The organism is Klebsiella sp. B345, from assembly GCF_051131735.1.
Lineage (GTDB): Bacteria > Pseudomonadota > Gammaproteobacteria > Enterobacterales > Enterobacteriaceae > Klebsiella.
Genome location: NZ_CP180443.1, coordinates 1,793,101 through 1,815,713, shown reverse-complemented (window position 1 = coordinate 1,815,713; position 22,613 = coordinate 1,793,101). Strand labels below are relative to the sequence as shown.

22 protein-coding genes, 1 other RNA gene and 1 pseudogene are annotated in these 22,613 nt (G+C 56.3%); 7 read left to right on the top strand and 17 right to left on the bottom strand.

The window, feature by feature from the left end; translation table 11 throughout:
* The first annotated feature begins 104 nt into the window (after positions 1 to 104).
* A complete protein-coding gene (speB, locus tag ACMYSO_RS08420; protein ID WP_434670097.1) occupies positions 105 to 1,076 on the top strand; it encodes an agmatinase in 972 nt (323 codons plus the stop codon).
* A gap of 14 nt (positions 1,077 to 1,090) precedes the next feature.
* Entirely contained in the window at positions 1,091 to 1,906 is an 816-nt protein-coding gene (locus ACMYSO_RS08415; protein ID WP_434670096.1) for a transporter substrate-binding domain-containing protein, read from the top strand.
* A 50-nt stretch (positions 1,907 to 1,956) separates the two neighbouring features.
* Here the strand turns inward: ACMYSO_RS08415 and ACMYSO_RS08410 are convergent, their stop codons facing one another.
* From ACMYSO_RS08410 to speB (ACMYSO_RS08375), 8 genes are all read right to left on the bottom strand, one after another.
* Positions 1,957 to 2,751, bottom strand: a complete 795-nt coding sequence (locus tag ACMYSO_RS08410) for an SDR family NAD(P)-dependent oxidoreductase (RefSeq protein ID WP_434670095.1) — start codon at positions 2,749 to 2,751, stop codon at positions 1,957 to 1,959.
* Between the two features lie 86 nt (positions 2,752 to 2,837).
* Positions 2,838 to 3,770 carry a 2-hydroxyacid dehydrogenase gene (locus tag ACMYSO_RS08405; RefSeq protein WP_434670094.1) on the bottom strand — a complete coding sequence of 311 codons (933 nt, stop codon included), beginning with the start codon at positions 3,768 to 3,770 and terminating at the stop codon, positions 2,838 to 2,840.
* Positions 3,771 to 3,775: 5 nt separating this feature from the next.
* The gene (locus ACMYSO_RS08400) at positions 3,776 to 4,504 is read right to left on the bottom strand and encodes a class II aldolase/adducin family protein (RefSeq protein WP_434670093.1); all 729 of its coding nucleotides are present in this window, start codon (positions 4,502 to 4,504) and stop codon (positions 3,776 to 3,778) included.
* Positions 4,505 to 6,025 (bottom strand): amino acid ABC transporter permease/ATP-binding protein, encoded by a 1,521-nt coding sequence (locus tag ACMYSO_RS08395; protein ID WP_434670092.1) that lies wholly within the window; start codon positions 6,023 to 6,025, stop codon positions 4,505 to 4,507.
* A 31-nt stretch (positions 6,026 to 6,056) separates the two neighbouring features.
* Complete coding sequence (locus ACMYSO_RS08390; protein ID WP_434670773.1) at positions 6,057 to 6,860, bottom strand: ABC transporter substrate-binding protein; 804 nt, start codon at positions 6,858 to 6,860, stop codon at positions 6,057 to 6,059.
* Between the two features lie 9 nt (positions 6,861 to 6,869).
* The gene (locus ACMYSO_RS08385) at positions 6,870 to 7,946 is read right to left on the bottom strand and encodes an isopenicillin N synthase family dioxygenase (RefSeq protein ID WP_434670091.1); all 1,077 of its coding nucleotides are present in this window, start codon (positions 7,944 to 7,946) and stop codon (positions 6,870 to 6,872) included.
* A 2-nt stretch (positions 7,947 to 7,948) separates the two neighbouring features.
* Positions 7,949 to 8,806: a sugar phosphate isomerase/epimerase family protein gene (locus tag ACMYSO_RS08380; protein WP_434670090.1), complete on the bottom strand. Its 858-nt coding sequence runs from the start codon at positions 8,804 to 8,806 to the stop codon at positions 7,949 to 7,951.
* Positions 8,807 to 8,817: 11 nt separating this feature from the next.
* On the bottom strand, positions 8,818 to 9,768 hold the full coding sequence (speB, locus tag ACMYSO_RS08375) for an agmatinase (RefSeq protein WP_174510397.1): 951 nt from the start codon (positions 9,766 to 9,768) through the stop codon (positions 8,818 to 8,820).
* Between the two features lie 112 nt (positions 9,769 to 9,880).
* On the opposite strand from speB (ACMYSO_RS08375), the gene ACMYSO_RS08370 reads away from it, so the two are divergent.
* Entirely contained in the window at positions 9,881 to 10,792 is a 912-nt protein-coding gene (locus tag ACMYSO_RS08370) for a LysR family transcriptional regulator (protein WP_123756852.1), read from the top strand.
* A gap of 67 nt (positions 10,793 to 10,859) precedes the next feature.
* Here ACMYSO_RS08370 and ACMYSO_RS08365 read toward each other — a convergent pair whose 3' ends face one another.
* Positions 10,860 to 11,855, bottom strand: a complete 996-nt coding sequence (locus ACMYSO_RS08365; RefSeq protein ID WP_434670089.1) for an HAD family hydrolase — start codon at positions 11,853 to 11,855, stop codon at positions 10,860 to 10,862.
* Positions 11,856 to 12,122: 267 nt separating this feature from the next.
* Between ACMYSO_RS08365 and ACMYSO_RS08360 the strand changes: the two genes are divergently transcribed.
* Positions 12,123 to 13,233, top strand: a protein-coding gene (locus tag ACMYSO_RS08360) for an IS3 family transposase (protein WP_434670087.1) whose coding sequence is annotated in 2 segments (ribosomal slippage) — positions 12,123 to 12,376 and positions 12,375 to 13,233 — 1,113 coding nt in all. Because the reading frame shifts where the segments join, the coding sequence is not laid out codon by codon here.
* Between the two features lie 17 nt (positions 13,234 to 13,250).
* Here the strand turns inward: ACMYSO_RS08360 and ACMYSO_RS08355 are convergent.
* From ACMYSO_RS08355 to smpB, 3 genes and pseudogenes are all read right to left on the bottom strand, one after another.
* A pseudogene (locus ACMYSO_RS08355) lies at positions 13,251 to 14,306 on the bottom strand (integrase domain-containing protein); the annotation flags it as partial.
* Positions 14,307 to 14,534: 228 nt separating this feature from the next.
* Positions 14,535 to 14,898, bottom strand: a transfer-messenger RNA (tmRNA) gene (ssrA, locus tag ACMYSO_RS08350).
* 143 nt (positions 14,899 to 15,041) lie between these two features.
* Positions 15,042 to 15,524: an SsrA-binding protein SmpB gene (smpB, locus tag ACMYSO_RS08345; RefSeq protein WP_123756903.1), complete on the bottom strand. Its 483-nt coding sequence runs from the start codon at positions 15,522 to 15,524 to the stop codon at positions 15,042 to 15,044.
* Between the two features lie 152 nt (positions 15,525 to 15,676).
* Between smpB and ACMYSO_RS08340 the strand changes: the two genes are divergently transcribed.
* Positions 15,677 to 16,114, top strand: a complete 438-nt coding sequence (locus ACMYSO_RS08340) for a type II toxin-antitoxin system RatA family toxin (protein ID WP_195723713.1) — start codon at positions 15,677 to 15,679, stop codon at positions 16,112 to 16,114.
* Positions 16,104 to 16,394, top strand: a complete 291-nt coding sequence (locus ACMYSO_RS08335) for an RnfH family protein (RefSeq protein ID WP_434670085.1) — start codon at positions 16,104 to 16,106, stop codon at positions 16,392 to 16,394. The genes ACMYSO_RS08340 and ACMYSO_RS08335 overlap by 11 nt, the downstream gene beginning before the upstream one ends.
* 72 nt (positions 16,395 to 16,466) lie before the next feature.
* Here ACMYSO_RS08335 and bamE read toward each other — a convergent pair whose 3' ends face one another.
* From bamE to nadK, 3 genes are all read right to left on the bottom strand, one after another.
* On the bottom strand, positions 16,467 to 16,808 hold the full coding sequence (gene bamE, locus ACMYSO_RS08330) for an outer membrane protein assembly factor BamE (protein ID WP_123756906.1): 342 nt from the start codon (positions 16,806 to 16,808) through the stop codon (positions 16,467 to 16,469).
* Between the two features lie 147 nt (positions 16,809 to 16,955).
* Entirely contained in the window at positions 16,956 to 18,617 is a 1,662-nt protein-coding gene (gene recN, locus ACMYSO_RS08325; RefSeq protein WP_434670084.1) for a DNA repair protein RecN, read from the bottom strand.
* Positions 18,618 to 18,703: 86 nt separating this feature from the next.
* On the bottom strand, positions 18,704 to 19,582 hold the full coding sequence (gene nadK / locus ACMYSO_RS08320; protein WP_004866566.1) for an NAD(+) kinase: 879 nt from the start codon (positions 19,580 to 19,582) through the stop codon (positions 18,704 to 18,706).
* A 124-nt stretch (positions 19,583 to 19,706) separates the two neighbouring features.
* Here nadK and grpE point away from each other — a divergent pair, with 124 nt between their 5' ends.
* Positions 19,707 to 20,297: a nucleotide exchange factor GrpE gene (gene grpE, locus ACMYSO_RS08315; protein WP_148060401.1), complete on the top strand. Its 591-nt coding sequence runs from the start codon at positions 19,707 to 19,709 to the stop codon at positions 20,295 to 20,297.
* A 117-nt stretch (positions 20,298 to 20,414) separates the two neighbouring features.
* Here the strand turns inward: grpE and ACMYSO_RS08310 are convergent, their stop codons facing one another.
* Entirely contained in the window at positions 20,415 to 21,701 is a 1,287-nt protein-coding gene (locus ACMYSO_RS08310) for an HlyC/CorC family transporter (protein WP_434670772.1), read from the bottom strand.
* A 75-nt stretch (positions 21,702 to 21,776) separates the two neighbouring features.
* Complete coding sequence (locus ACMYSO_RS08305; RefSeq protein ID WP_123756911.1) at positions 21,777 to 22,568, bottom strand: cytochrome C assembly family protein; 792 nt, start codon at positions 22,566 to 22,568, stop codon at positions 21,777 to 21,779.
* Between the last annotated feature and the right edge of the window lie 45 nt (positions 22,569 to 22,613).

Genomic DNA, 22,613 nt, shown 5'->3' with positions numbered 1-22,613 from the left:
TGTTTTTATTTTTCTAAACTAATTTTTTAGCTTTGACTATTTTTTCTCAGCATCCCGTTGCGCAGTATCTCTGCATCGACCCGAAAAGCCATGGAGATACCGCAATGACATTCGTCCCTGAACAGGCCTATCCGCAACCGCAGGATGGCGACATCCCGCGTTTCAGCGGACTACCGACTTTTTTCCGTCTTCCCTTTGCGCCACAGGCTGCCGATCTGGATATCGGCGTGGTGGGCGTGCCGTGGGATGGCGGGACGACCAACCGCGCGGGTACCCGCCATGGGCCGCGCGAGCTGCGTAATGCGTCGAGCCTGGTGCGCCGGGTGCACCCGGTCTCGCGCCGCTCTCCTTATGATTGTGCGCGGGTGGGGGATCTGGGCGACGTGCGCATTAACCCCATGGATGTGCAGGACAGCATGGCGCGCATTGAAGCCAGGTATCGCGACCTCGCCCAGCAGGGCGTTATGCCGTTAACGGCGGGAGGAGACCATCTCACCACCTTGCCGGTATTGCGGGCGCTGGGGCGAGATAAGCCGCTGGGGATGATCCATTTTGATGCCCACTCGGATACCAACGACAGCTACTTTGGCGGCGAGCGTTTTACCCATGGCACCCCGTTCCGTCGCGCCGTAGAAGAGGGCGTGCTCGACCCCCGGCGGACGGTGCAAATCGGCATTCGCGGCGCGCTGTTCTCTGAAGACGAACACTGCTGGGCGGAGGAAAACGGCATCACTATTTTCCGTATGGAACAGGTGAACGAGCTGGGTATCGACGCGGTGATGCAACGGGCCCGTGAGATCGTTGGCGATCGGCCGACCTACATCAGCTTTGATATTGACGTGCTGGATCCGGTATACGCGCCGGGCACCGGGACCCCGGAAATTGGCGGCATGACCACGATCCAGGGACAGCGCTGCATTCGCCAGCTTGCCGGACTGAACCTGATCGGTGCGGATCTGGTCGAGGTGTCGCCGCCATTTGATCAGGGCAACCTCACCAGCCTGACCGGCGCGACCCTGATGTTTGAACTGCTGTGCCAGCTTGCCGATGCCCACCATCGGCGTATCGCTTCCTGAACGGAGTCCGACAGATGAAACAATCTTTTGCAGTACGTACCCTCGCCAGCGCGCTGGTGCTGGCGTTGGGGCTGGCATCGTCGGCTCAGGCCGCACAGACGCTGCTTGCGCCAGGGAAAATGAAAGTCGCCATGGAGGTGGCCTATCCGCCGTTTGAGTCCTGGCAGGATGACAAGATCGTCGGTTTTGATGCCGAGCTGGCGGCGCTGCTCAGCGAGAAAATGGGCCTGACGCTGCAGCTGGTGGACACCAAGTTCAGCAGCCTGATCCTCGGCCTGAACGGCGGGCGCCAGGATGCGGTGATCTCCGCGCTCTATATCACCCCGGAGCGTACTCGCCAGGCGGATGCGATCCCCTATGCCAATACCGGGGCCTATATCATGGTGCGTAGCGACAGCCACGTGACGCCGAAAACGGAAAACGATCTGTGTGGCTTAAGCGTCGGTCTGCAGCAGGGGACGTCGTGGGTGAAAAAATTACAGGAGCTCTCCGTCGGGTATTGCCAGCAGCAGGGCAAAGGGGCTATCGAGATCAAAGAGTTCCCGACCTCGCCGGAGACCCTGCAGGCGCTGCTGTCCGGTAATATTCAGGCCCAGGTGGATATCGCCGGGGTGGTCAGCCTGTTTACCCAGCGCAGCAAAGGGCGCCTGAAGGTCAGCTCGCCGCAGACTATTTATCCGCAAACGCTGGGGATTTATGTCGGCAAGGGCAACCAGGCGCTGGCGCAGCAGTTCGCGGCGGCGTTGCAAACGCTGCGTGACAATGGGGAGTACCAGGCGTTATTGCAGAAGTATGCCGCCTACGGCATTACGGATGACAAGGCGAAGTAAATAGAGGAATAACCCGCCCGGCCGCGACAGTGCGGACGGGCGCAACGCCGTCAGATAATATCGTCCACTACGCCGCCATCAACGCGCAGCGCCGCACCGGAAGTGGCGGAAGCCTGGGTCGAACAGACGTACACCACCATGTTTGCCACCTCCTCAACCGAGGCCGCCCGCTGGATCACCGAACTCGGGCGATGTGTCATCACAAAATCTTTGGCGAGCTGGTCCAGCGGCTGGCCGGTTCTCGCGACTTCTTCTTTTAACATCTCGGCGAAACCGTCGGAGATCGTCGGGCCGGGCAGCACGCTGTTGACCGTGACGCCGCTACCGGCGACAAATTTCGCCAGCCCGCGCGCCAGCGAGAGCTGGGCAGTTTTGGTGACGCCGTAATGAATCATGTCCGCCGGGATATTGCGCGCCGACTCAGAGGAGATAAAGACCACCCGCCCCCAGCCTTTCTGGACCATCGCCGGCAGAAGGGTGCGCGACAGCCGCACGCCAGACATGACGTTGGTCTGCCAGTAGTTTTCCCAGGTGGCGTCATCGGTGGCGTAAAAATCCTGAGGCCCGTAAATCCCGGCGTTATTGACCAGAATATCCACGCCGGTGACGGCCTGTAGCAATTGCGCGACTCCGTCGGCGCCGCTAAGGTCGGCTACCGCGGCGCGCGGGCGCGCGCCAGGGACGTCATTTTGCAGGCGGGCGATGGCTTCACTGACGCTGCGCTCGCTCCGCCCGTTAACGATCACCTCCGCGCCGCTGGCGGCCAGCCCTTTGGCAATCGCGTAGCCAATGCCGGCCGTTGACGCGGTCACCAGCGCCACTTTCCCCGATAGATCAATGTGCATAATGTAGGCCTTATGGTGGATGAAACAGACCCTTAAGCGTAGCAGTTGCTTATCATGCACACCGGGGATTGTCCGGCAAAAAAGGATTAATAACCGCTCTGTTTATTGACCAGATTTTTCAGCGGCAGGGCCTGCTGCTGGCGCTGAATATTGTCCAGCAGCTGGCGGGCAATCACCTCGACCGGGGCGATGGAGGCCATATGCGGCGTGACCACCACCTGCGGATGGTCCCACAGCGGGTCATCCTGGGGCAGCGGCTCGACCGGGAAGACATCCAGCACCGCCCCGGCCAGCTGACCGCTATCCAGCGCCTGCACCACATCGTCATTGACCATATGCTCGCCGCGCCCGCAGTTGATCAGCACCGCGCCTGGCGGGAGCTGGTCGAACAATGGTTGCGCGAGGATCCCGCGGGTCTGCTCGGTGAGCGGCAAAATGTTGATTAGCGCGTCCAGCTGGCCCAAAAAGGCCCCGGCCTGCGCCTCGCCGTGATAGCACTGGACGCCAGCAAGCTGCTTCTCGCTGCGCGCCCAGCCGGAAACACGATAACCGAGTGCGGCGAGATGGCTGGCAATGTAGCCGCCGATCTCCCCCAGCCCCATCACCCCGACGTGATAATCGGCGGCGGCGCGCTGGGGATCGATCTTCCAGATCCGTTGGCGTTGATGCGCCAGGGCGCGGTCAAAATGGCGCTGGAACCACAGTACGCCCCACAGCGCATACTCGAACATGCCGTGGCGAAAATCTTCATCGACGACCCGGCATAATGGAACGTCGCTGGCGAAAACCGCCTCCGGGAGATGGTCCACACCTGCCGATGCGGCCTGGATTAATTGCAGAGCCGGTGAACGGGTCAGCAGGTCCGGGTCGGGGAACCAGCAACTGGCATACTGCGCGTCGCTGGCGGCCGGATGATCGGGCAGCACCGCCGTCACTTCGGGGAAACGCTGCAACGCGTCGCAAATCTCGCGGGCATAGTTCTGGTCGTTGCAATCGACGACGATAGTAAGGTTTGGCATAGGCGTTAGTCTTTATAAGAAGTGTCGAGACGGTCGAGGCGGCGCAACCACGCTTGCCAGACCTGCTGGCGCTCATGCTCCACGCCCATCAGCTGCTCGCAGGCGTGCTGGCTCAGGTGGGGCGGAATGGTGTGGATCGGGCTGAGCGGGGCGAGCTGCGCGGTCGCCATCTGAATTTCGCAGGCGCGGTTGAGGTAGTACATGATGTAAAACGCGTCGGCAACGGTGCGCCCCACCGACAGCAGCCCGTGGCTCTGTAAGATCATGGCGATGTTATCCCCCAGCGAGCGCTGAATGCGCGCACGCTCGTCGAGGTCAAAGGCGACACCTTCATAGGGGTGATAGCCGACACGCTGATAAAACTCAGTGCTGATCTGGTTGAGCTGCAGTAAGCCATCCTGACAGGCGGCGACCGCCATTCCCGGCAGCGTATGGGTGTGGATGACGCAATGCGCATCCTCCCGTGCCATATGAACCGCGCTGTGGATGGTAAACCCGGCGGAGTTTGCCGGGGCGTGGCCGGCCACCACTTTCCCCTGCATATCGACGACGATCAGATTGCTGGCGGTCACCTCATCGAACATCATGCCGAACGGGTTAATCAGAAAGCGCGGTTCGCCGTCGCCGGGCAGGCGCACGGAAAAGTGGGTGTAGAGCGTATCTTCCCAGCCAAACAGCGCCGCAAGGCGGTAGGCGGCTGCCAGATCCTGGCGTAGTTCACGTTCAGTCGTCATTTATTGCACTCCCATAAATTCACGTATGCGGCCTAGCGCCGGGCCATCCGCGTTATCACGAATGCGCTGCGGGTGGACATCGCTGACCACGACGCCGTTTTCCATCATCACTACCCGGTCAGAAATCGATAAGGCGAAGTCCATCTCATGGGTGACGATGAGCATCGTCATGCCTTCGCGGGCGAGGGACTGGATCACCTTCAGCACTTCGCCAACCAGTTCCGGATCCAGCGCCGAGGTGGGTTCGTCAAACAGCATGATGTCCGGTTTTAAGGCCAGCGCCCTGGCGATGGCGACGCGTTGTTGTTGGCCGCCGGAGAGCTGCCACGGGTATTTCTCGGCATGGGCCAGCAGCCCGACGCGGTCCAGCAAATAAAGGGCCTGCGCTTTGGCGACGTCGCGGTCAACCAGCTTGTGGTACAGCGGGGCGAGCATTACGTTGTCGAGCACCGTGCGATGGGGGAACAGGTTAAAGCTCTGGAACACCATGCCGATACGCCGCACGCCGGCGCGCATCTGCGGTTTATCGACGATTGCCGCCCCTTTGAGGTAGTCTTCGCCGTACAGCACGATCTCCCCGGCATCAATGCTTTCAAGGGCGTTGATGGTGCGGATAAGGGTGGTTTTACCGGAGCCGGATGGCCCGATAATGCTGATGACCTGGCCGTTTTCGACTTTCAGGTCGATGCCTTTCAGCACCTGATGCTGGCCCCAGGATTTTTCGATAGCCCGCAGGTCGAGCGCCGGCGGCGTGCCGCTGGTGGGCTCGGCTTTGACGGTCTGCTGCGGCGCTTTCAGAGTACTGCGCAGGGCGTCACATTCGGCGTCGTTGTAGGTTTGCGGACGCTTTTGCTGAATATCCAGCATGTTTTCCAGCGCCCGGAACAGCCAGGTAAAGAGAGTCACCACCATCACGTAGTAAACCGCGACCGCCAGCAGCGTCTCCATCACGAGGAAGTTCTGCGCATACAGCCGTTGGCCGGTGAGCAGCAGTTCCGGTAATGAAATGACCGACAGAATCGAGCTGAGCTTAATAATGGTGATGTATTCGTTAATCAGCGTGGGTAACGAAATCCGAAACGCCTGCGGAATAATAATTAAGCGTTGGATCCCGATAAAGCTGAAGCTTAATGCGTGACCGGCTTCGCCTTGCCCTTTGGCCACCGACAGTAAACCGCCGCGATGGATCTCTGCCATATAGGCCGCTTCGGTGACGGTCATTGACACCAATCCGGCAATAAACGGAATACCGAGCAACGGTTGGGTCACCGGGAAGAGCTGCGGCAGGTTATAGACAAATACCAGCAGCACCATTAACGGCACGCTGCGGAAAAACCAAATATAGAGTTCGACGGGAACCTTCAGCCAGCGCGGGCCGGAGAGCTTGGCACAGGCTAAAAGAAAACCCAGTATCAGGCCAATAAACCAGGACAATGAACTGACGACCACCACCGTGACACACGCCTGCCAGAATGCCCCAACGCTAAATAATGAGAAAAAGTATCCCCAATCGAACTCCATACCGACTCCTGTTTCTTATGGTTTTATTGTATTAATCGATGCGTTCTAAATTGTATTTCTTGATGATGGCGTCATATTTGCCGTTGGCTTTTAAGGTGGCCAGCGCCGATTTAATCGCGGTCACCAGTTCGCTATTGCCTTTGGCGATATAAATTCCCAGCGGTAATGGATACACCAGTCGTGTGGAGCTGATGGCCAGGCGGCCACGGCTTTTATCGACGATGATCTGCGCCGCCGGAGCGATTTCGACCTGCGCGCTGATATTTTTCGACAGCAGGGCCTGGGAGACTTCCGGCGAAGTCGGGAACTCTGAAATACTGATCGCCGGTTTGCCGTTTTTCAGGCAGTACTCATCAGAGTGGGTTTTCAGGCTGGTCACCCACGAGGTTCCCTGCTGCAGGCCAACCTTCACGCCACACAACTCATCTTCCGTCTTCGGCTGCACATCGCCGCCTTTGAGGGCAACGATCGCTGCGCCGGACAGGGCATACGGGATCGCATCGGCCTGTTTCAGGCGTTCCGGGGTGATATACATCCCGGAGATCACCGCGTCGTACTTCTTACCAATGCCTAAAATCAGGCTGGTGAATTTGGTATCGATCAGCTGCGGTTTGGCTTTCAGCTGCTCGGCAATCAGCGCGGCAAAATCCGGATCGAGGCCAACGATGTTGTTGTTGCTGTCGTAAGATTCAAACGGCGGATAGGTGACCTCCATGCCCACTTTAAAGACGCCATTGGTCAGCAGCTCTGCGGCGTGGGTCAGCGGGGAAAAGCAGGCGGTGACGGCGATAGCTAAAGCCACACGGCGCGAGAACTTCTTAAGCGTTTTTTTCATCATTTATCCTCACGGGTTATTAACGGTTTTTTGCTGTGCTTGTTTTTTCAGGTGGCCAAAGGTGTTGGTGCCGCGGGCGCGCTCCGGCAGCTGCAGCTCGCCTTTGGTGACTTTCTCGCGCAGGTAGCGATAGGTCTGCAGCGCCTGGCTCCACATATGTTCGCCGATGCTTAATTCCTGGTATTCGCCTGCTTCTCCGGCGGCCAAAAAGGTCGGCAGCGGGCGGATGAGCGTGTGATAATCACAGGCGAAAAACAGCGGGAAGGAGTAGCGTTCCTGCGGCACCTTGCGAACCCGGTGTGCTGTAGCAACAAATGTGCCAGCGCTCAGCACTTCCAGCATGTCGCCGATATTGATCACGAACGCCTCTTCTTCTGCGGCGTTCTTCTGCGGCGGCGCATCGATCCAGACGCTATCTTCATTCAGCACTTCAAGGCCCGGCTGGTCAGCGAGCAGCAGGGTGAAGCACTCGTAATCGGTGTGTGCACCAATACCGGGAACATCTTCGGCACTGGCATCAAAGGGATAGTGGATCAGGCGCAGCTTTGCCGGCGGGCAGGTGACCATCTCCTTGAAGTAGCCTTCCGGCAGGCCCAGCGCGAGGGCAAAGGCGTCAAACAGGCGATGGCCAAGGGCGAACACCGCCTCGTAGTAGGCCAGTACCCGGGATTGAAACTCCGCCAGTTCCGGCCACTCGTTGGCGCCAATCAGCGGCGTACCGGCCAGCACAAACGGGTGGTCGGCGGCGGCCTGGAAACCAATATCAAAAGCCTCTTTATGATCCGGTTTACCGGAACCATAAATCTCTTCCCCTTCAGGAACATAGCCTTTATGGCTGGCTGAACGGCCGATGTAGTACTGCATTTTTTGATCCATCGGCAGGGCGAACAGTTCTTTGGCTGCGCTGCGGACTCCGGCGATCAGTTCAGGGGCAATACCGTGGCCGGTAATATAGAAAAAGCCGACTTCACGCGCCGCCTGGCCAATCGCATCGGCCACGGTCTGGCGCTCGGCAAGATCGTCGCTGAGAAGAGCGCTGATATTAATGGTCGGTAATTCAGTGAAAGAACTTTTTGCAACGCTCATCTCTAAATCTCCTTGTCGGTGAGGGATAAAAAGTCGGCAAACTGCTGCTGTTGCCGGGTCGCCATCCACGCATTCAGCGACCACAGGTCAGCGACCGGGACGTTGGTGAACGGCAGATGATGCAGATAGCCATCGGGGCCAAACTCAGGGGTCAGCGTGGTGTACTGATAGCCGCGCTGGCGCTGCGAGTGCCAGATTTGCTGCCAGATACGCTGCTGGAAATCCAGCGCGGTGCGATATTCCGGCGCCGCCGGATGAGGCACCTGCGGTCCCTGGTCGTAACCGGCGCGCGCCTGGGTGTGGTGCACGCGGTCGATAAAGGCGCTGAAATCATCGCAAGGGTCATCCAGCAGGCGCTCGCTGACCACAATCCAGTGGCTGATGTCGGCGGTAAATCGCAGCTGTGGCAACTGGGCGATAATCTCGAGGGTCAGCCACGGGCTGTACAACGAGGTGGCGCGGTGGGTTTCAAAGCTGCAGGTCAGCTCGTACGCCGTTGCCAGCTCGTGGGCCTTGCCGAGAAAATCCACCTGCTGCGCCAGCGGCCAGCGGTCGTTGCCGGCTAGCAGATTGACGAAGCGCGGGTTCAGCGACTTTGCCTCATCAAAGCGGCTTTTTAAGCGCTCAAGATGCTGCTGCGGGGTTTCGGCCTGCGCCGGGATCACGCTGCCGCCGCTGAAGACAATGGCAATGTACTCCAGCGCGGACTCGTGCAACTGTTGGGCCAGCGCCTGGCGCGCGTCGGTGGTCAGCGGGACGCGAGCCTCGATGCCGCAGCAGCCGACCGCTTTCAGCTCGCTGAGCGTTTGTTGCCACGGGGTGGTGACGCCCCAGAGCGTGCGAAAAACCTTGAGTTGCATGGTCTGGATCCTTATGGGTATTTCACGCCGGGCAGCACGCAGAGCATTTCATACAGCAGGTTGGCCGCCAGTTGGGAGGTGTTGCCGCTGACGTCGTAGGGCGGCGAGACTTCAACCAGGTCGCAGCCAATCAGGTTCAGGCCGCGGCAGCCGCGGACGATTTCCAGCGCCTGAATGGAGGTCAGACCGCCGACTTCCGGCGTCCCGGTGCCGGGCGCCCAGATCGGATCGAGGCTGTCGATATCAAAGCTCAGATAGACCGGGCCATCGCCCATCTGCTCACGCACTTCGGCCATCAGCGGAGCCAGGGATTTGTGCCAGCACTGTTCCGCCTGCACCAGACGGAAGCCCTGATCGACGCCCCACTGGAAGTCGCCGGCGGCGTAACCCTGGGCACGTTGACCAATCTGCACCACCCGTTTGAGATCCAGCAGGCCCTCTTCCACCGCGCGGCGGAAGGTGGTGCCGTGGGCGATTTTTTCCCCGAACATCTCATCGTTGGTATCAGTATGGGCATCCACATGAATCAACCCGACCGGGCCGTGTTTCTTGGTCAGGGCGCGCAGAATCGGCAGGGTGATGGTGTGGTCACCGCCGAGGGTCAGCGGGATCAGCGGGAAACTATTTAATCCCGTGTAGTAATCCTCGATAATCTGCACCGATTTCAGCAGGCTGTAGGTGTTGATCGGCACGTCACCGATATCGGCAACCGATAAAGATTCAAAAGGCGCCGCGCCGGTCGCCATGTTGTAGGGGCGAATCATCACCGATTCAGTACGGATATAGCGTGGCCCGTAGCGAGTGCCGGAGCGCTGGGAGGTACCGATATCCAGCGGGATGCCCACGAATGCCGCATCAAGTCCCTGTAAATCTTCAATAAATGGCAGGCGCATCATGGTTGCGCGGCCGCCAAAACGTGGCATCTCGTTGCCACCCTGTGGTTGATGAAAGACGTTATCCATTTCAGCTCCTGAATCTGATACACAAATGCTCGACAGGGAGATAGTGCGAAAGATGTGCTGGACTTTAAATCGTCTGCTGTAAATACTTAGTTCATTTATTGGTGAACTAAATATGCTTAACGACGGCAGTCTCAATATTCGACAGCTGCAGGTTTTTGAGGCGGTGGCCCGCCTTGAGAGCTACAGCCGGGCCCAGCAGGAGCTGGGGATTTCGGTGTCGGCGATCAGCAACGCCATGTCTCAGCTGGAAACGCAGCTCGGGTTCAGCCTGTGTCAGCGCGGGCGTGGGGGCTTTGCCTTGACCGAGAAAGGCCAGCAGTTTTTACAGCAGGCGATTCGGGTGCTCAGCGAGCTGAACGAGCTGGAGCGCCAGTCGTCGCTGCTGAAGGGCGAGCACAGCGGCACCATTTGCATTTCGACGCTGGACTCGATCGAAACCGAAACCGCGCTGTCGCTGCCGGTGGTGCTGCGCAGCTTCAGCGATAAGTTTCCCCATGTGCATATCAAGCTGATTATCCGCACTCCGGCGGAGCAGCTGAACGGCGTGCTGAACAACCATATTGATTTGGCGATCGGCAGCTATAACTCCCAGGTGCATAACATCATCAGCGAGCCGCTGTACCGTGAACAGCACTGGCTCTACTGCAGCGACCTGCACCCGATGTTCTTCAGTCGCCAGCTCGATAAAGACCAGATCAGCCAGTGCCCGCTGGTGACCCGCAGCTACTGGAATACCAGCGACCTGCGCCGCCGTGGCTTTAGTAAAGGTAGCGCCACCGTCGAAACCGTGGATGCCCAGTTGCTGCTGATCCTGTCGGGGAAATATATCGGCTATCTTCCCGAGCACTACGCCTGGCCGTGGATCAAAGAGAACCGGCTGCGGGTGCTGTTGCCCAACGAGTTTGGCTTCCAGTCGCCGTTCTCGGCGATCTGCAAGCGCGGGCGCAGCAACGAGCCGTATCTGAAAGAGTTTCGTAATTTACTGAAAAAGAACACGGTGGCCAGGCCGAAGTGGAACTACTAGACGGCAGTTCAGAGCGGGTGGGGAGAATGCCAGCCGCAGGGGCTGGCATGTAAGCTATGCGGGAGGCTTATTTCGTCGGGCACAGTGCCGGGTCGAAGACCGTTTTCCAGTCCTGTTTCATGTCGACCACCGTCCAGCCTTTGGCTTTGGCTTCCGGCAGGGCCTCCACCAGCTTACCGCTGGCGGGCGGATGGCTGTCGTAGGCGTACTCGCGTGCTGCATCGGTGTGGTGGACCAGCAGGCCGAAGGCTTTGTAATCCGGATTGGCGGCGGCGTACTGCAGCATCTGCAGGTCGCCATCGCTGTTACCGAAGGCGCCGACCGGGCGATGCCCCATAAACAGATGGATCGCCACCGGTTTGTTGGCCTTATCGTCATTAAAGGCGCCCTGCATGGTCTTGCGGATTTGCGTGCCGTCAGCGCTCAGGGAAAATTCGCCCAGCGCAAATGAACCGACCACCTGCTCAGGCGGGATCCCGTACATCTTCTGCGACATCACACGCATAAAGTCGATGCCGCCGCCGGAAATAATCCAGGTTTTAAAGCCGTTCTCGCGCAGATAATCAAGCAGCTGGCGCATTGGCTGATAGCCCATCCGATCGTAGCGGCAGCCAAAACGCTTATCTTTATGCGTCTCCAGCCAGGTCGCGACCCGGCGATCGAATTCATCGGTGGTGATCCCGCTATGGGTTAACGCCAGCAGCTTCATCAGCCCTTTATCGCCGGCTTTCACTACGGTTTTCAGATCGTTGGTCAGCACGGCGTTGATCAGCGGGTCCTTTTTCCACTCCGGGTGCTCGGGGGCCTGACGGACAATTTCATCGAGGATGAACTGGATCTGGAAGGTCAACGGCGCCTCTGGCCACAGCGTTCCGTCGTTATCAAATACCACGTAGCGTTTGTCTGCCGGGATAAAATCGGGGCTACCCTGTTGCGTGGCATGCTGCACCCATTGCTCTATCGACTGTTTTGCCGCGGTGTCATTCCAGGCGGAAAGAGGGTCGGCATGGGCGGCGGTCGCACATCCCAGCAGCAAGGCACAGGCCAGTAGGTTTTTTTTCATTGTTTTCTCCTGTTCATAGGGGCTAATTCAGGGAGCGACACCGGGGACCAGAAGCGCTGCCAGCGGTGCAGCAACCAGACCAGGCTCTGGCGCAGCGGTCGACGGGCAAACCAGCCTGCGGCGGCTAGCACTATCAGTGTGAGCACAATCAGGGCTGTCTGCCATTTTTCGTCGTTGCGACGTCCTTCTGTAAGTATCCCGGGAAACCGGACCATTCACTTTTAGAGATCTTCCGACATACTGATTATGTCCTCTGAGGAGATCACCATGCGTAAAGCGCGATTCACCGAACACCAGATCATTGCCGTTCTGAAGTCCGTCGAAGCCGGACGTACCGTTAAGGATGTCTGCCGTGAAGCCGGTATCTCAGAAGCCAGTTATTACAACTGGAAAGCGAAATTTGGCGGGATGGAAGCCTCTGATATCAAAAAGATGAAAGATCTCGAGGACGAAAATCGTCGTCTCAAACAGATGTTTGCCGATCTCAGCCTTGAATGCCGGGCCCTGAAAGACGTTATCGAAAAAAGCTTTAAAACCAGCGATAAAGCGTGAACTCGTCAGCTATCTGACGGCACAATTTGCCATGAGTTTACGCCAGGCCTGCAGGACATTATCGCTGAGCAGGACTGTGTATTTTTACCAGCCCGATATCTGGCGTGATGAACCGGTGATCCAGGCGCTGACTGAGCTGGCAGAGCGCTACCCGCGGTATGGTTTTAAGAAGCTGTTCAAGTTAGTGCGCAGGCAGGGTAACGCCTGGAACCATAAACGCGTTCACCGGATTTACCGCCTGCTGAAACTAAATTTTCGCCGCAAGGGAAAGCAACGTTTGCCAGTACGCAACCCGGTGCCACTGGTGACGCCAGAAGCGCTGAACCAGAGCTGGTCCATCGATTTTATGCACGATGCGCTGGTGTGTGGCAGACGCTTCCGGACCTTCAATGTGGTTGATGACTTTAACCGCGAGGCTCTCGCCATAGAAATCGACCTGAATATCCCGGCGCAGCGGGTGGTCAGAGTGCTGGACAGGATCGTGGCAAACCGGGGCTACCCGCTGAAGATGCGGATGGACAACGGACCCGAACTGGTCTCACTGGCGCTGGCACAATGGGCTGAGGAACATGGTGTGATGCTGGAATTTATAAGGCCGGGTAAGCCGACACAGAATGCCTTCATCGAGCGTTTTAACCGGACGTACCGGACAGAAATTCTGGATTTTTATCTGTTCAGAACCCTGAATGAAGCACGGGAAATCACAGAGCGCTGGCTGACGGAATATAACAGCGAGCGGCCTCATGAATCCCTGAATAACCTGACACCGGAAGAGTACCGGCTAATGGCGGAAAAACCGGAACTCTCAAAAAGTGCGTGGAACTAAAACAGGTGTGCTTACAGGAAGCCTTGCTCGTTAAGGGCCGTACTGGCGATAGATCGCAGGCCATGCGAAACCAGCACTCCGGCGAAGCCCGCACGCTTTAGTGATGCGTTAACCGTCTGACTATTCATTGGTTGCTTTGGTTTGATACGGCTGGGAAAAATGAATTCCCGATTGCCACTTAACGGCTTCATCATTTCCAGAACAGAGATGGCTTCATCAGACAATGGCACAGTATGGTCGCGGTTCATTTTCATGCGTGATGCAGGAATCTTCCACTCTCGCGCTTCTATGTCTACCTCTTCCCAACGAGCTTCAGCCGCTTCGGCAGGGCGGGTAATAGTAAGAAGTTGCCACATGAACAGGCAGCGTGTGGAAAGGCTTATGCTGGTTGTTCGCATTGTCTGCATCAGTTGAGGTAGCTGATCCGGTCGAATGCTGGGCATGTTCTTTTTCTGAGGCTTCTCGAAGGCTTTACCGATATTAACGCTGGGAACAGCATCAATCAGCCCTGTGTTTTGGGCATAGATCATGACCTCATTAATGCGCTGGCACAGGCGACGGACGGTTTCTAATGCTCCTCTGGCCTGAACAGGTTGAACGGCCTGAACCAGTGTATGAGCTTTAATATCTGTAATGCTAACGTCGCCAATCGCAGGGAAGACATCTCTCTCAAGAGAGCGCCAAATATCCTCTGCATAGTCCTCAGTTACGCTGGCTTTCTTCACATTCCACCATCGTTCAGCTACGAGTTGGAAAGTATTGGTTTTAGCCTCCAGCGAACTGCGAAGTTGTTCTTGATGATGTTCCTGAGGGTCGATTTGTTTCGCCAGAAGAGAACGAGACTCTGCGCGATAGTTTCTGGCATCGGCAAGAGTAACTGACGGGTAGGGGCCTATGCTCTTCTTCGCACGTTTCTTGGTGACAGGGCGAATGTAGCGAAACTGCCAGATTTTACTCCCGCTGCATTTGATCAGTAGCTCAAGGCCATCGCCATCATAGAGAACGTAGTCCGCTTTCTTGGGTTTAGCAGATTCGATTTCTTTAACGGATAGAGGTTTGGTTTGTCTTGCCATTGCCGGATTTCCATAGTGTTAGGCACCTCAAAAACAATAAAGATTTATGAGGTGCCTAACAAGGTGCCTAACAAGGTGCCTAACAAGGTGCCTAAAAGGTTCGGATTTAATTAGTTGAGTTCAGACTTCGCGGGACAAATTGAGGGCACAAAAAAGCCCGCAGGGCTTGCGCCGTGCGGGCTCTTAGGACTTCATCGGATGACTCTGGTAATCACCGATGGAGAATTTTGGTGGAGCTGGCGGGAGTTGAACCCGCGTCCGAAATTCCTACATCCTCGGTACTACATGCTTAGTCAGTCTTTACATTCGCCTGGCACCTGCGGATTGACACGCCACTACCAGACTAGCCTGATTAGTTTTAACGCTTCAACCCCAGGCAGGATTTCCACGCGATCTCTTTTGGGTTTGACCTCTCTTGAATCCCCGTCTTAAGAGCGGAAGCTAGGGAGAGAGGGCTCAGAGCAGGTTATTAAGCTGCTAAAGCGTAGTTTTCGTCGTTTGCGACTATTTTTTTGCGGCTTTTTACGAGGCCAACCGCCCCTCGGCATGCACCTTGGGTTTCGCAAATCCCGTCGAATCCAGAATCAGCCCCAATGTGTTACGGCAAGTATAACAGATTAGTGAATGCGGTTACTAGTACTGCGTAGGATGATTATTACGGGGGAGTGGGCAAAAAAGCAGCATCAACAACGATATAGCGCAGAAGGGCCAGCTGGGCTGGCCCTGAAGAGGGGATTAGCGGCCTGCGTGTTTCATAATGCGCGCTTTATCCAGCGCCCACTCACGATCTTTGAGGTCGGTACGCTTATCGTGCTGTTTTTTACCTTTCGCGACGCCGATTTTCACTTTGCACCAGGCGTTCTTCCAGTACAGTGACAGGGCCACAACGGTATAGCCTTCACGGTTGATACGGCCATACAGGTTATCCAGCTCGCGCTGATTGAGCAGCAGCTTACGGGTACGGGTTGGATCGCACACGTAGTGGGTGGAGGCCACGGCCATCGGCGTAAAGTTTGCGCCGAACAGATAGGCCTCGCCATCTTTCAGGATAACGTAGCTGTCGCCGATGTTGGCTTTGCCAGCGCGCAGAGATTTAACTTCCCACCCTTGCAGAGCAAGACCAGCCTCGTATTCATCTTCGATAAAGTATTCATGGCGGGCGCGTTTATTCAGCGCAATGGTGGCTGATCCAGGTTTGTGGGCTTTTTTCTTGGTCATAATGTCCTGAAGTCATTGCTAAACGGGAACACAGTACCTCAATCCATCCTGCGAGGTGTAATGCGCTATCTTAGCACGAGTTGTGGCACAGCGTTTTTTTTAGCGCCAGATAAATGATATTATTTGCGCCGTGTTTAAATGTGGAACTTGCTATGCCTCAGATTAGCCGTACTGCGCTGGTGCCTTTCAGCGTGGAACAGATGTATCAACTCGTGAATGACGTGAAGTCCTATCCTGATTTCTTGCCTGGCTGCACCGGGAGCCGTGTGCTGGAATCTGGGCCGACGCAAATGATGGCGGCGGTTGATGTGTCTAAGGCAGGCATCAGCAAGACGTTCACCACTCGCAATACGCTTACCAGCAACCACAGCATTTTGATGAGTCTGGTCGATGGCCCGTTTAAGAAATTGATTGGTGGCTGGAAGTTTATCCCGTTAAGCCCCGATGCTTGCAAAATTGAGTTTCACCTCGATTTTGAATTCACCAATATGCTGATCGAGATGGCGTTTGGCCGCATCTTTAAAGAACTGGCGATAAACATGGTGCAGGCATTCACCGCCCGGGCCAAAGAGGTTTATCGTGTCGGCTAAAATTGTGGTTGAAGTGGCCTATGCGCTGCCGGAAAAACAGTATTTGCAAAGCGTGAAGCTGGAAGAGGGGGCGACCGTCGAGCAGGCGATTCAGGCCAGCGGCCTGCTGACTCTGCGCGACGATATCGATCTGACCAAAAATAAGGTCGGGATATACAGCCGTCCCGCTAAGTTGCACGATACGGTGCATGATGGCGACCGGGTAGAGATTTACCGCCCACTAATTGCGGACCCGAAAGAGTTGCGACGCCAGCGCGCGGAAAAAAGCGCCGACAAGTAACTGTCGTAACCGTGGTGATAAAAAAAGCGCTCAATGAGCGCTTTTTGCATTTCTGGACCGATATTTATCCGATTACTCGTTAGTCAGTGCCGGTTTGTTATCAATATTGGTTAACACGCCGCTGCTATCGAACGTCAGCGTCAGTGTCTGCTGGGTAATTTTTTCATGCCCAGGCTGCTGACGGAACACATAGAACCAGGTGTTGGTGCCAAACGGATCCGACATCATTGGGGTACCCAGCGCATAAGCAACCTGTTGTTGCGTCATGCCGACACGAATTTTTGCTACGTCGTTGGGTGCCAGATAGTTACCCTGGTTGATATCAGGACGGTAAACCACTCGTTCCAGAGTGGAACAGCCTGCGGTCAACATGAGAAGAACCGCTGCGGCAGCAGTCAGCGTTTTACAGCGCATAGTGATTTTATTCCTTTTCGGGCCCGAGCAGTACGTGGCTCATCTGTAATATGCCGATAATAATAGACCTTTGCCCGGTTGGAAACCTTCGACTGCAGGTCTTGCGGCAATTTGCTGTTCACTATGACTCTGCGAAATTCAAAAAGTTTACGCGGCGAGCAACTCTTTCGCGTTGGCGAGGGTGTTGCGCGTAACTTCGCTACCGCCCAGCAGGCGCGCCAGCTCCTGAAGTCGCGCCTTTTTATCTAACGGATGCATGTGCGTTTCTGTCATTTCGCCATCGGTCTCTTTGCAGACATAAAAATGATGGTGGCCACACCCGGCGACCTGCGGCAGGTGAGTGACGCACATTACCTGAGTGGATTCGCCTAGCTGACGCAGCAGTTTACCGACCACCGCTGCCGTCGGGCCGCTGATACCGACATCGACCTCATCGAAAATCAGGGCCGGGGTTTCCATCTTACGGGCGGTAATGACCTGGATAGATAACGCGATGCGCGAGAGTTCGCCGCCGGAGGCCACTTTCGCAATCGGCTGCAGCGGTTGCCCCGGGTTGGTGGTGACGCGGAACTCAATGCGGTCAGCCCCTTCGGCAGTAAGATGACGCTCATCGAAGGCTACATCGATGGCAAACACCCCGTGAGGCATGGAAAGTGAGTGCATACTTTCAGTAATCAGCTGAGTCAGCTCTTCTGCACTGCGTTGACGCAGGTCGTGCAGCTGGCGGGCGGTCTCCAGCGCCAGTTGATGATGTTCGACGACGCTATGGCTCAGGGATTCCAGCGAGCCGGCGCTATCGTCCAGCAGGCGCTGCTCTTCCAGCAGGGCCTGATAAAATGCCGGGAGCTCTTCCGGGGTGATCTGATGCTTCCGCGCCAGTGCTATCTGGCGGGAGATGCGTTGCTCCAGCTCGAACAGGCGGTTCGGGTCGAGATCCAGGCGGTCGTGATAGTGACGTAGTTCGTCGGTGGCTTCGCTGAGCTGAATGGCCGCTTCTTCGAGCATGTCCAGCACGCCGGAGAGCTTGCTGTCCATGCCAGCGAGTTCGGTCACCAGTTGCCTGGCGGTGTAGAGCTGGCTCTGCAGGTTAGCTTCTTCGCTATCGGCGAGTACCGTCAGCGCGTGCTGGCAGGTGGTCAGCAGCTGGCCGCTGTTGGCCAGACGCTTATACTCTTCGTCGATTTGCTCGTACTCACCCGCTAGCGGGTTGAACTCATTGAGCTCTTTTAACTGGTATTGCAGCAGGTCGGCCCGTGCGGCGCGCTCCTGGCTTTGTTGCTGATGTTGCGCCAGCTCGCGGCAGCTTTGGTGCCACTGGTGGTAATGTTCAGCCATGCGCTGAGTAAGCGCATACTCACAGGTGTAACCATCGAGCAGCGCTTTTTGATGTTCGGGACGGGTCAGCCGCTGGTGTGCATGCTGGCCGTGGATCTGGATAAGCAACTGGCCGAGTTCACGCAGCTGGGAGAGCGGGACGGCGGTGCCGTTAATAAAGCCCCGGGAGCGGCCATCTGTGCTGATAACGCGGCGTAGTAAACACTCACACCCGCTTTCAAGCTGGTTCTCTTCCAGCCAGCGCTGGGCCGCCGGTGTATCTTTCAAGGCGAAGCGGGCGCAAAGGTCTGCACGGCTGGCGCCACGTCGCACCATGTCTGCTTCTGCTCTTCCGCCAAGGCACAGCCCCAGCGCATCGATGGCGATAGATTTCCCGGCACCGGTTTCCCCGGTGATCGCGGTCATGCCGCTGTGAAAATCAATTTCCAGTTCACGAACGATAGCAAAATTACTGATGGTGAGTTGCGCCAGCATAGCCGCCTTCCTGTATGAAAAACCATTACTGTGTTTTCGTACAGTATAAACTGGTTTTTTATCCAGTAAAGAGGCGGCAGTAAAAATCAGAACAATTTTTTAGACCAGCCAAGCTTGGTACTCAATGTATTGAAATAGCTGTAATCTTTGGGGTGAATGAGATTCAGGTGATAATCGCAGCGGTGGATCAGTACATCTTCGCCGTCCTGAATCGGCAGCGCTATCTGGCTGTCACAGCTGATCTCCAGATCGCTGCAGCGCTGGGAGAAGCGCAGGCGGATGGTGCTGTCGCCGTTAATCACCAGCGGGCGGGCCGATAGCGTATGCGGGAACATCGGGACCAGGGTAATAGCGTCCAGTGACGGCGTCAGAATCGGGCCGCCGGCGGACAGCGAGTAGGCGGTCGAGCCCGTTGGGGTGGAGATAATCAGGCCGTCCGAGCGCTGGGAGAAGGCAAACACCTCATCAATGTAGACCTCAAACTCAATCATATGCGCGACTTTGCCCGGGTGCAGCACCACTTCATTAATCGCGGTGCTGATGCGTTTCTGACAGTCTTGCTGGCACACCTGCGCTTCCAGTAAAAAGCGTTTTTCGGAGATGTAGTGGCCTTCCAGTACGTCCGCGAGCTGCTGCAAGGCGTTATCCGGGTCTAGGTCGGTCAGAAAGCCGAGATTGCCGCGGTTAATGCCGATAACGTTGATATCGTAACGCGCCAGGGTCCGCGCTGCGCCGAGCATGTTGCCGTCGCCGCCGACCACCACCGCCAGATCCGCCTGCTGACCAATTTCGGCCAGCGTGCCGGTTTTGACATTGCTAAGCTGAAGTTCATGCGCGATCTGTTGTTCGACCAGGACCTCGTAGCCTTTGCCGCTTAACCAGCGCCAGAGCATTTCATGTGTGGTCAGCGCGGTTGGGTGACGAGGGTGTCCCACAATGCCTATACACTTGAAATGATTCTTCATGTTCTGGATGTCCTTGCGTTAAATGAATGATGACAATCTGACGGCTTCCCTTGAAACCCGGAAACGGATCCCCATAATAAGCGAAGTTAGCGAGATGAATGCGAAAAAAAACGCGGAGAAATTCATGAGTAGTAAAGAACAGAAAACGCCTGACGGGCAAGCCCCGGAAGAAATTATCACGGAACAGCACGAGAGCGTTGAGGCTGTTGAGCCTGAAGTTTCGGCTGAGCAGGTGGATCCGCGCGATGAAACAATTGCGAATCTGGAAGCACAGCTTGCTGAAGCACAGAAACGTGAACTGGAAGTGAAACTGCGTGCGAAAGCCGATGAAGATAACCTGCGTCGTCGTACCGAACTGGATATCGAAAAAGCGCATAAATTTGCGCTTGAGAAGTTCGTCAACGAGCTGCTGCCGGTTATCGACAGTCTGGATCGCGCACTGGAAGTTGCGGACAAAGCCAACCCTGACATGGCCTCAATGGTCGAGGGTATCGAGCTGACGCTGAAGTCGATGCTGGATGTTGTGCGCAAATTCGGCGTGGAAGTGATTGCCGATACCAACGTACCGCTGGATCCTAACGTCCATCAGGCCATCGCGATGGTTGAGTCTGACGATGTGGCTGCGGGCAACGTGCTGGGCGTGATGCAAAAAGGCTATACCCTGAACGGTCGTACCATTCGCGCGGCGATGGTTACCGTGGCAAAAGCGAAGTAATTCGCTTCCAAACGGCCGCCAGCCGGTGGCCGTTTTTCTCTTTCTCTTATCTTCAGCCCGTTTCCGGGGCAAAAAAACGGCGAACCCCAGGCCCGCCGTATCAAATTTGCCGGATGATTACTCGGCGACGCTTTCGCGAATGGGTTTGACCGGCATGACTTTGACCTGCTTAATCATGTTGTCCTGAACGTCGAGAATATCGATATCGTATTGCTCGATACGCACGCGCGTGCCGGGAACCGGTATCTCTTCCAGCGCTTCCAGAATAATACCGTTTACCGTCCGCGCTTCATCTTCCGGCAGATGCCAGTTAAAGGCTTTGTTGATTTCACGGACGTTGGCGCTGCCGTCGATAATCACCGTGCCGTCAGTTAGCGGCGTCACTTCTTCCGCCAGCGTAGGCGACATCGAGGTGGTGAAATCGCCGACGATCTCTTCGAGAATGTCTTCTACCGTTACCAGGCCCTGGATATCGCCATATTCATCGACCACCAGGCCGACTTTCTTCTTATTCCGCTGGAACTTCACCAGCTGTGTGCTGAGCGGCGTTCCTTCCGGGACGTAATAGATTTCATCGGCGGCGCGCAGCATCACCTCTTTGGTGAATTCTTTTTTCTCGGTCATCAGGCGGTAAGCTTCGCGCACGCGCAGCATGCTGATGGCGTCATCCAGCGAGCCGCGATACAACACAATGCGCCCGTGCGGGGAGTGGGTCAGCTGGCGAACGATGGCCTTCCAGTCGTCGTTAATATCAATTCCGATGATTTCATTACGCGGAACCATGATGTCGTCAACGCTGACCTTTTCGAGATCCAGCACCGACAGCAGCATGTCCTGGTTGCGGCGGGAGATCTGGGTCCGCGACTCGTTCACGATGGTGCGCAGCTCATCTTTGCTCAGCGCGCCGCTGACGATGATATCGGTTTTGATGCCCATCAAACGCATCAGCAGGCGGGTGATGGTGTTAAGAAACCACACCAGCGGCATCATCAGCACCTGTAACGGTGCCAGCAAGAAACTGCTGGGGTAGGCCACTTTTTCCGGATACAGCGCGGCGATGGTCTTCGGCAGGACTTCGGCAAAAACCAGCACCACAAAGGTCAATACGCCGGTGGCAATCGCCACCCCTGCATCGCCATACAGGCGCATACCGACAATCGTCCCGAGTGCGGAGGCGAGGATGTTGACGAGGTTGTTGCCGATCAGTACCAGGCTGATTAAGCGGTCTGGTTTACGCAGTAGTTTTTCGACACGCTTCGCCTGGCGGTTGCCCTGTTTGGCCATGTGGCGCAGACGGTAGCGGTTCAGCGTCATCATGCCGGTCTCTGAACCAGAGAAGTAGGCGGAGATGATCACCATGATGATCAGTGTGACGATCAGCGTGGTGGTAGATATGTGTTCCAGGGGGGACTCCTTAGCGCCTGACCCGGTGGGCTATTTGTCTCGATGATACCTGCCGGGCCAGGCTTGTAGTCTGGGTTAACTCATTAACTGTTGCAGCACGCGACTGCCGAAATAGGCCAGCGTCAGCAGTCCGGCCCCGGCGACGTTAAACCAGACGACCCGGCGACCGCGCCAGCCTTCATGATAATGTCCCCATAGCAGAACGATATAGACGAACCACGCCACGATCGACAGGACGGCTTTATCGATGTTTTCCGTGCTGAACAGATTCTGCATGTAGAACAGGCCGGTGCAGAGCGTCAGGGTCAGCAGAACCACGCCAACCTGGGTGATATGAAACATTTTACGCTCAATACTCATCAGCGGTGGCATTTCATGGCTGAAAGCGAGTTTTTTGTTTTTCAGCTGATAGTCAATCCATGCCAGCTGCAGCGCGTACAGCGCGGCAATGATCAGCGTCGCGTAAGAGAACAGCGACAGACCGATATGCACCAGCATCCCCGGCGTGGTTTCGAGGTGGGTGATGTATTCGTTGGGGACGAAGGTGGCGAAAGCCAGATTAATTAGCGCAAATGCATAGACGATGGGCAGTAGCAGCCAGCCACGATTGCGTGACGCTACAATCGTCATCACCGTACAGATCATCAGGCTCACCAGCGAGCCGACGTTAAGCAGGCTCAGATTTTGCCCGCTCTCGCCGCCGGGGAAAATACGTGACTCCAGCGCAAAAGCATGACAAATCAACGCAATTGTTGCGGAAAGTATCGCCATCCGCCGCCAGCTACTGTTTTTTTGCAGTAAGCCGGGGACGATCAGCGCAAGGCTGATGGAATAGGCGACAAGCGCGAGTAGAGCAAAAACAGGCATATGGGCGTCGACTGTTGACTAAATAAGTAAGAAAGATAAGCAGTA

Excerpts from the sequence above, each read along its gene's own strand:
- speB (WP_174510397.1), bottom strand. The coding sequence starts at position 9,768 with ATGGATAACGTCTTTCATCAACCACAGGGTGGCAACGAGATGCCACGT.
- ACMYSO_RS08390 (WP_434670773.1), bottom strand. The coding sequence starts at position 6,860 with ATGAAAAAAACGCTTAAGAAGTTCTCGCGCCGTGTGGCTTTAGCTATC.
- nadK (WP_004866566.1), bottom strand. The coding sequence starts at position 19,582 with ATGAAGAATCATTTCAAGTGTATAGGCATTGTGGGACACCCTCGTCAC.
- ACMYSO_RS08405 (WP_434670094.1), bottom strand. The coding sequence starts at position 3,770 with ATGCCAAACCTTACTATCGTCGTCGATTGCAACGACCAGAACTATGCC.
- ACMYSO_RS08305 (WP_123756911.1), bottom strand. The coding sequence starts at position 22,568 with ATGCCTGTTTTTGCTCTACTCGCGCTTGTCGCCTATTCCATCAGCCTT.
- ACMYSO_RS08410 (WP_434670095.1), bottom strand. The coding sequence starts at position 2,751 with ATGCACATTGATCTATCGGGGAAAGTGGCGCTGGTGACCGCGTCAACG.
- ACMYSO_RS08415 (WP_434670096.1), top strand. The coding sequence starts at position 1,091 with ATGAAACAATCTTTTGCAGTACGTACCCTCGCCAGCGCGCTGGTGCTG.
- ACMYSO_RS08365 (WP_434670089.1), bottom strand. The coding sequence starts at position 11,855 with ATGAAAAAAAACCTACTGGCCTGTGCCTTGCTGCTGGGATGTGCGACC.
- speB (WP_434670097.1), top strand. The coding sequence starts at position 105 with ATGACATTCGTCCCTGAACAGGCCTATCCGCAACCGCAGGATGGCGAC.
- ACMYSO_RS08370 (WP_123756852.1), top strand. The coding sequence starts at position 9,881 with ATGCTTAACGACGGCAGTCTCAATATTCGACAGCTGCAGGTTTTTGAG.
- ACMYSO_RS08340 (WP_195723713.1), top strand. The coding sequence starts at position 15,677 with ATGCCTCAGATTAGCCGTACTGCGCTGGTGCCTTTCAGCGTGGAACAG.
- ACMYSO_RS08385 (WP_434670091.1), bottom strand. The coding sequence starts at position 7,946 with ATGAGCGTTGCAAAAAGTTCTTTCACTGAATTACCGACCATTAATATC.
- ACMYSO_RS08380 (WP_434670090.1), bottom strand. The coding sequence starts at position 8,806 with ATGCAACTCAAGGTTTTTCGCACGCTCTGGGGCGTCACCACCCCGTGG.
- grpE (WP_148060401.1), top strand. The coding sequence starts at position 19,707 with ATGAGTAGTAAAGAACAGAAAACGCCTGACGGGCAAGCCCCGGAAGAA.
- ACMYSO_RS08400 (WP_434670093.1), bottom strand. The coding sequence starts at position 4,504 with ATGACGACTGAACGTGAACTACGCCAGGATCTGGCAGCCGCCTACCGC.
- smpB (WP_123756903.1), bottom strand. The coding sequence starts at position 15,524 with ATGACCAAGAAAAAAGCCCACAAACCTGGATCAGCCACCATTGCGCTG.
- recN (WP_434670084.1), bottom strand. The coding sequence starts at position 18,617 with ATGCTGGCGCAACTCACCATCAGTAATTTTGCTATCGTTCGTGAACTG.
- bamE (WP_123756906.1), bottom strand. The coding sequence starts at position 16,808 with ATGCGCTGTAAAACGCTGACTGCTGCCGCAGCGGTTCTTCTCATGTTG.
- ACMYSO_RS08395 (WP_434670092.1), bottom strand. The coding sequence starts at position 6,025 with ATGGAGTTCGATTGGGGATACTTTTTCTCATTATTTAGCGTTGGGGCA.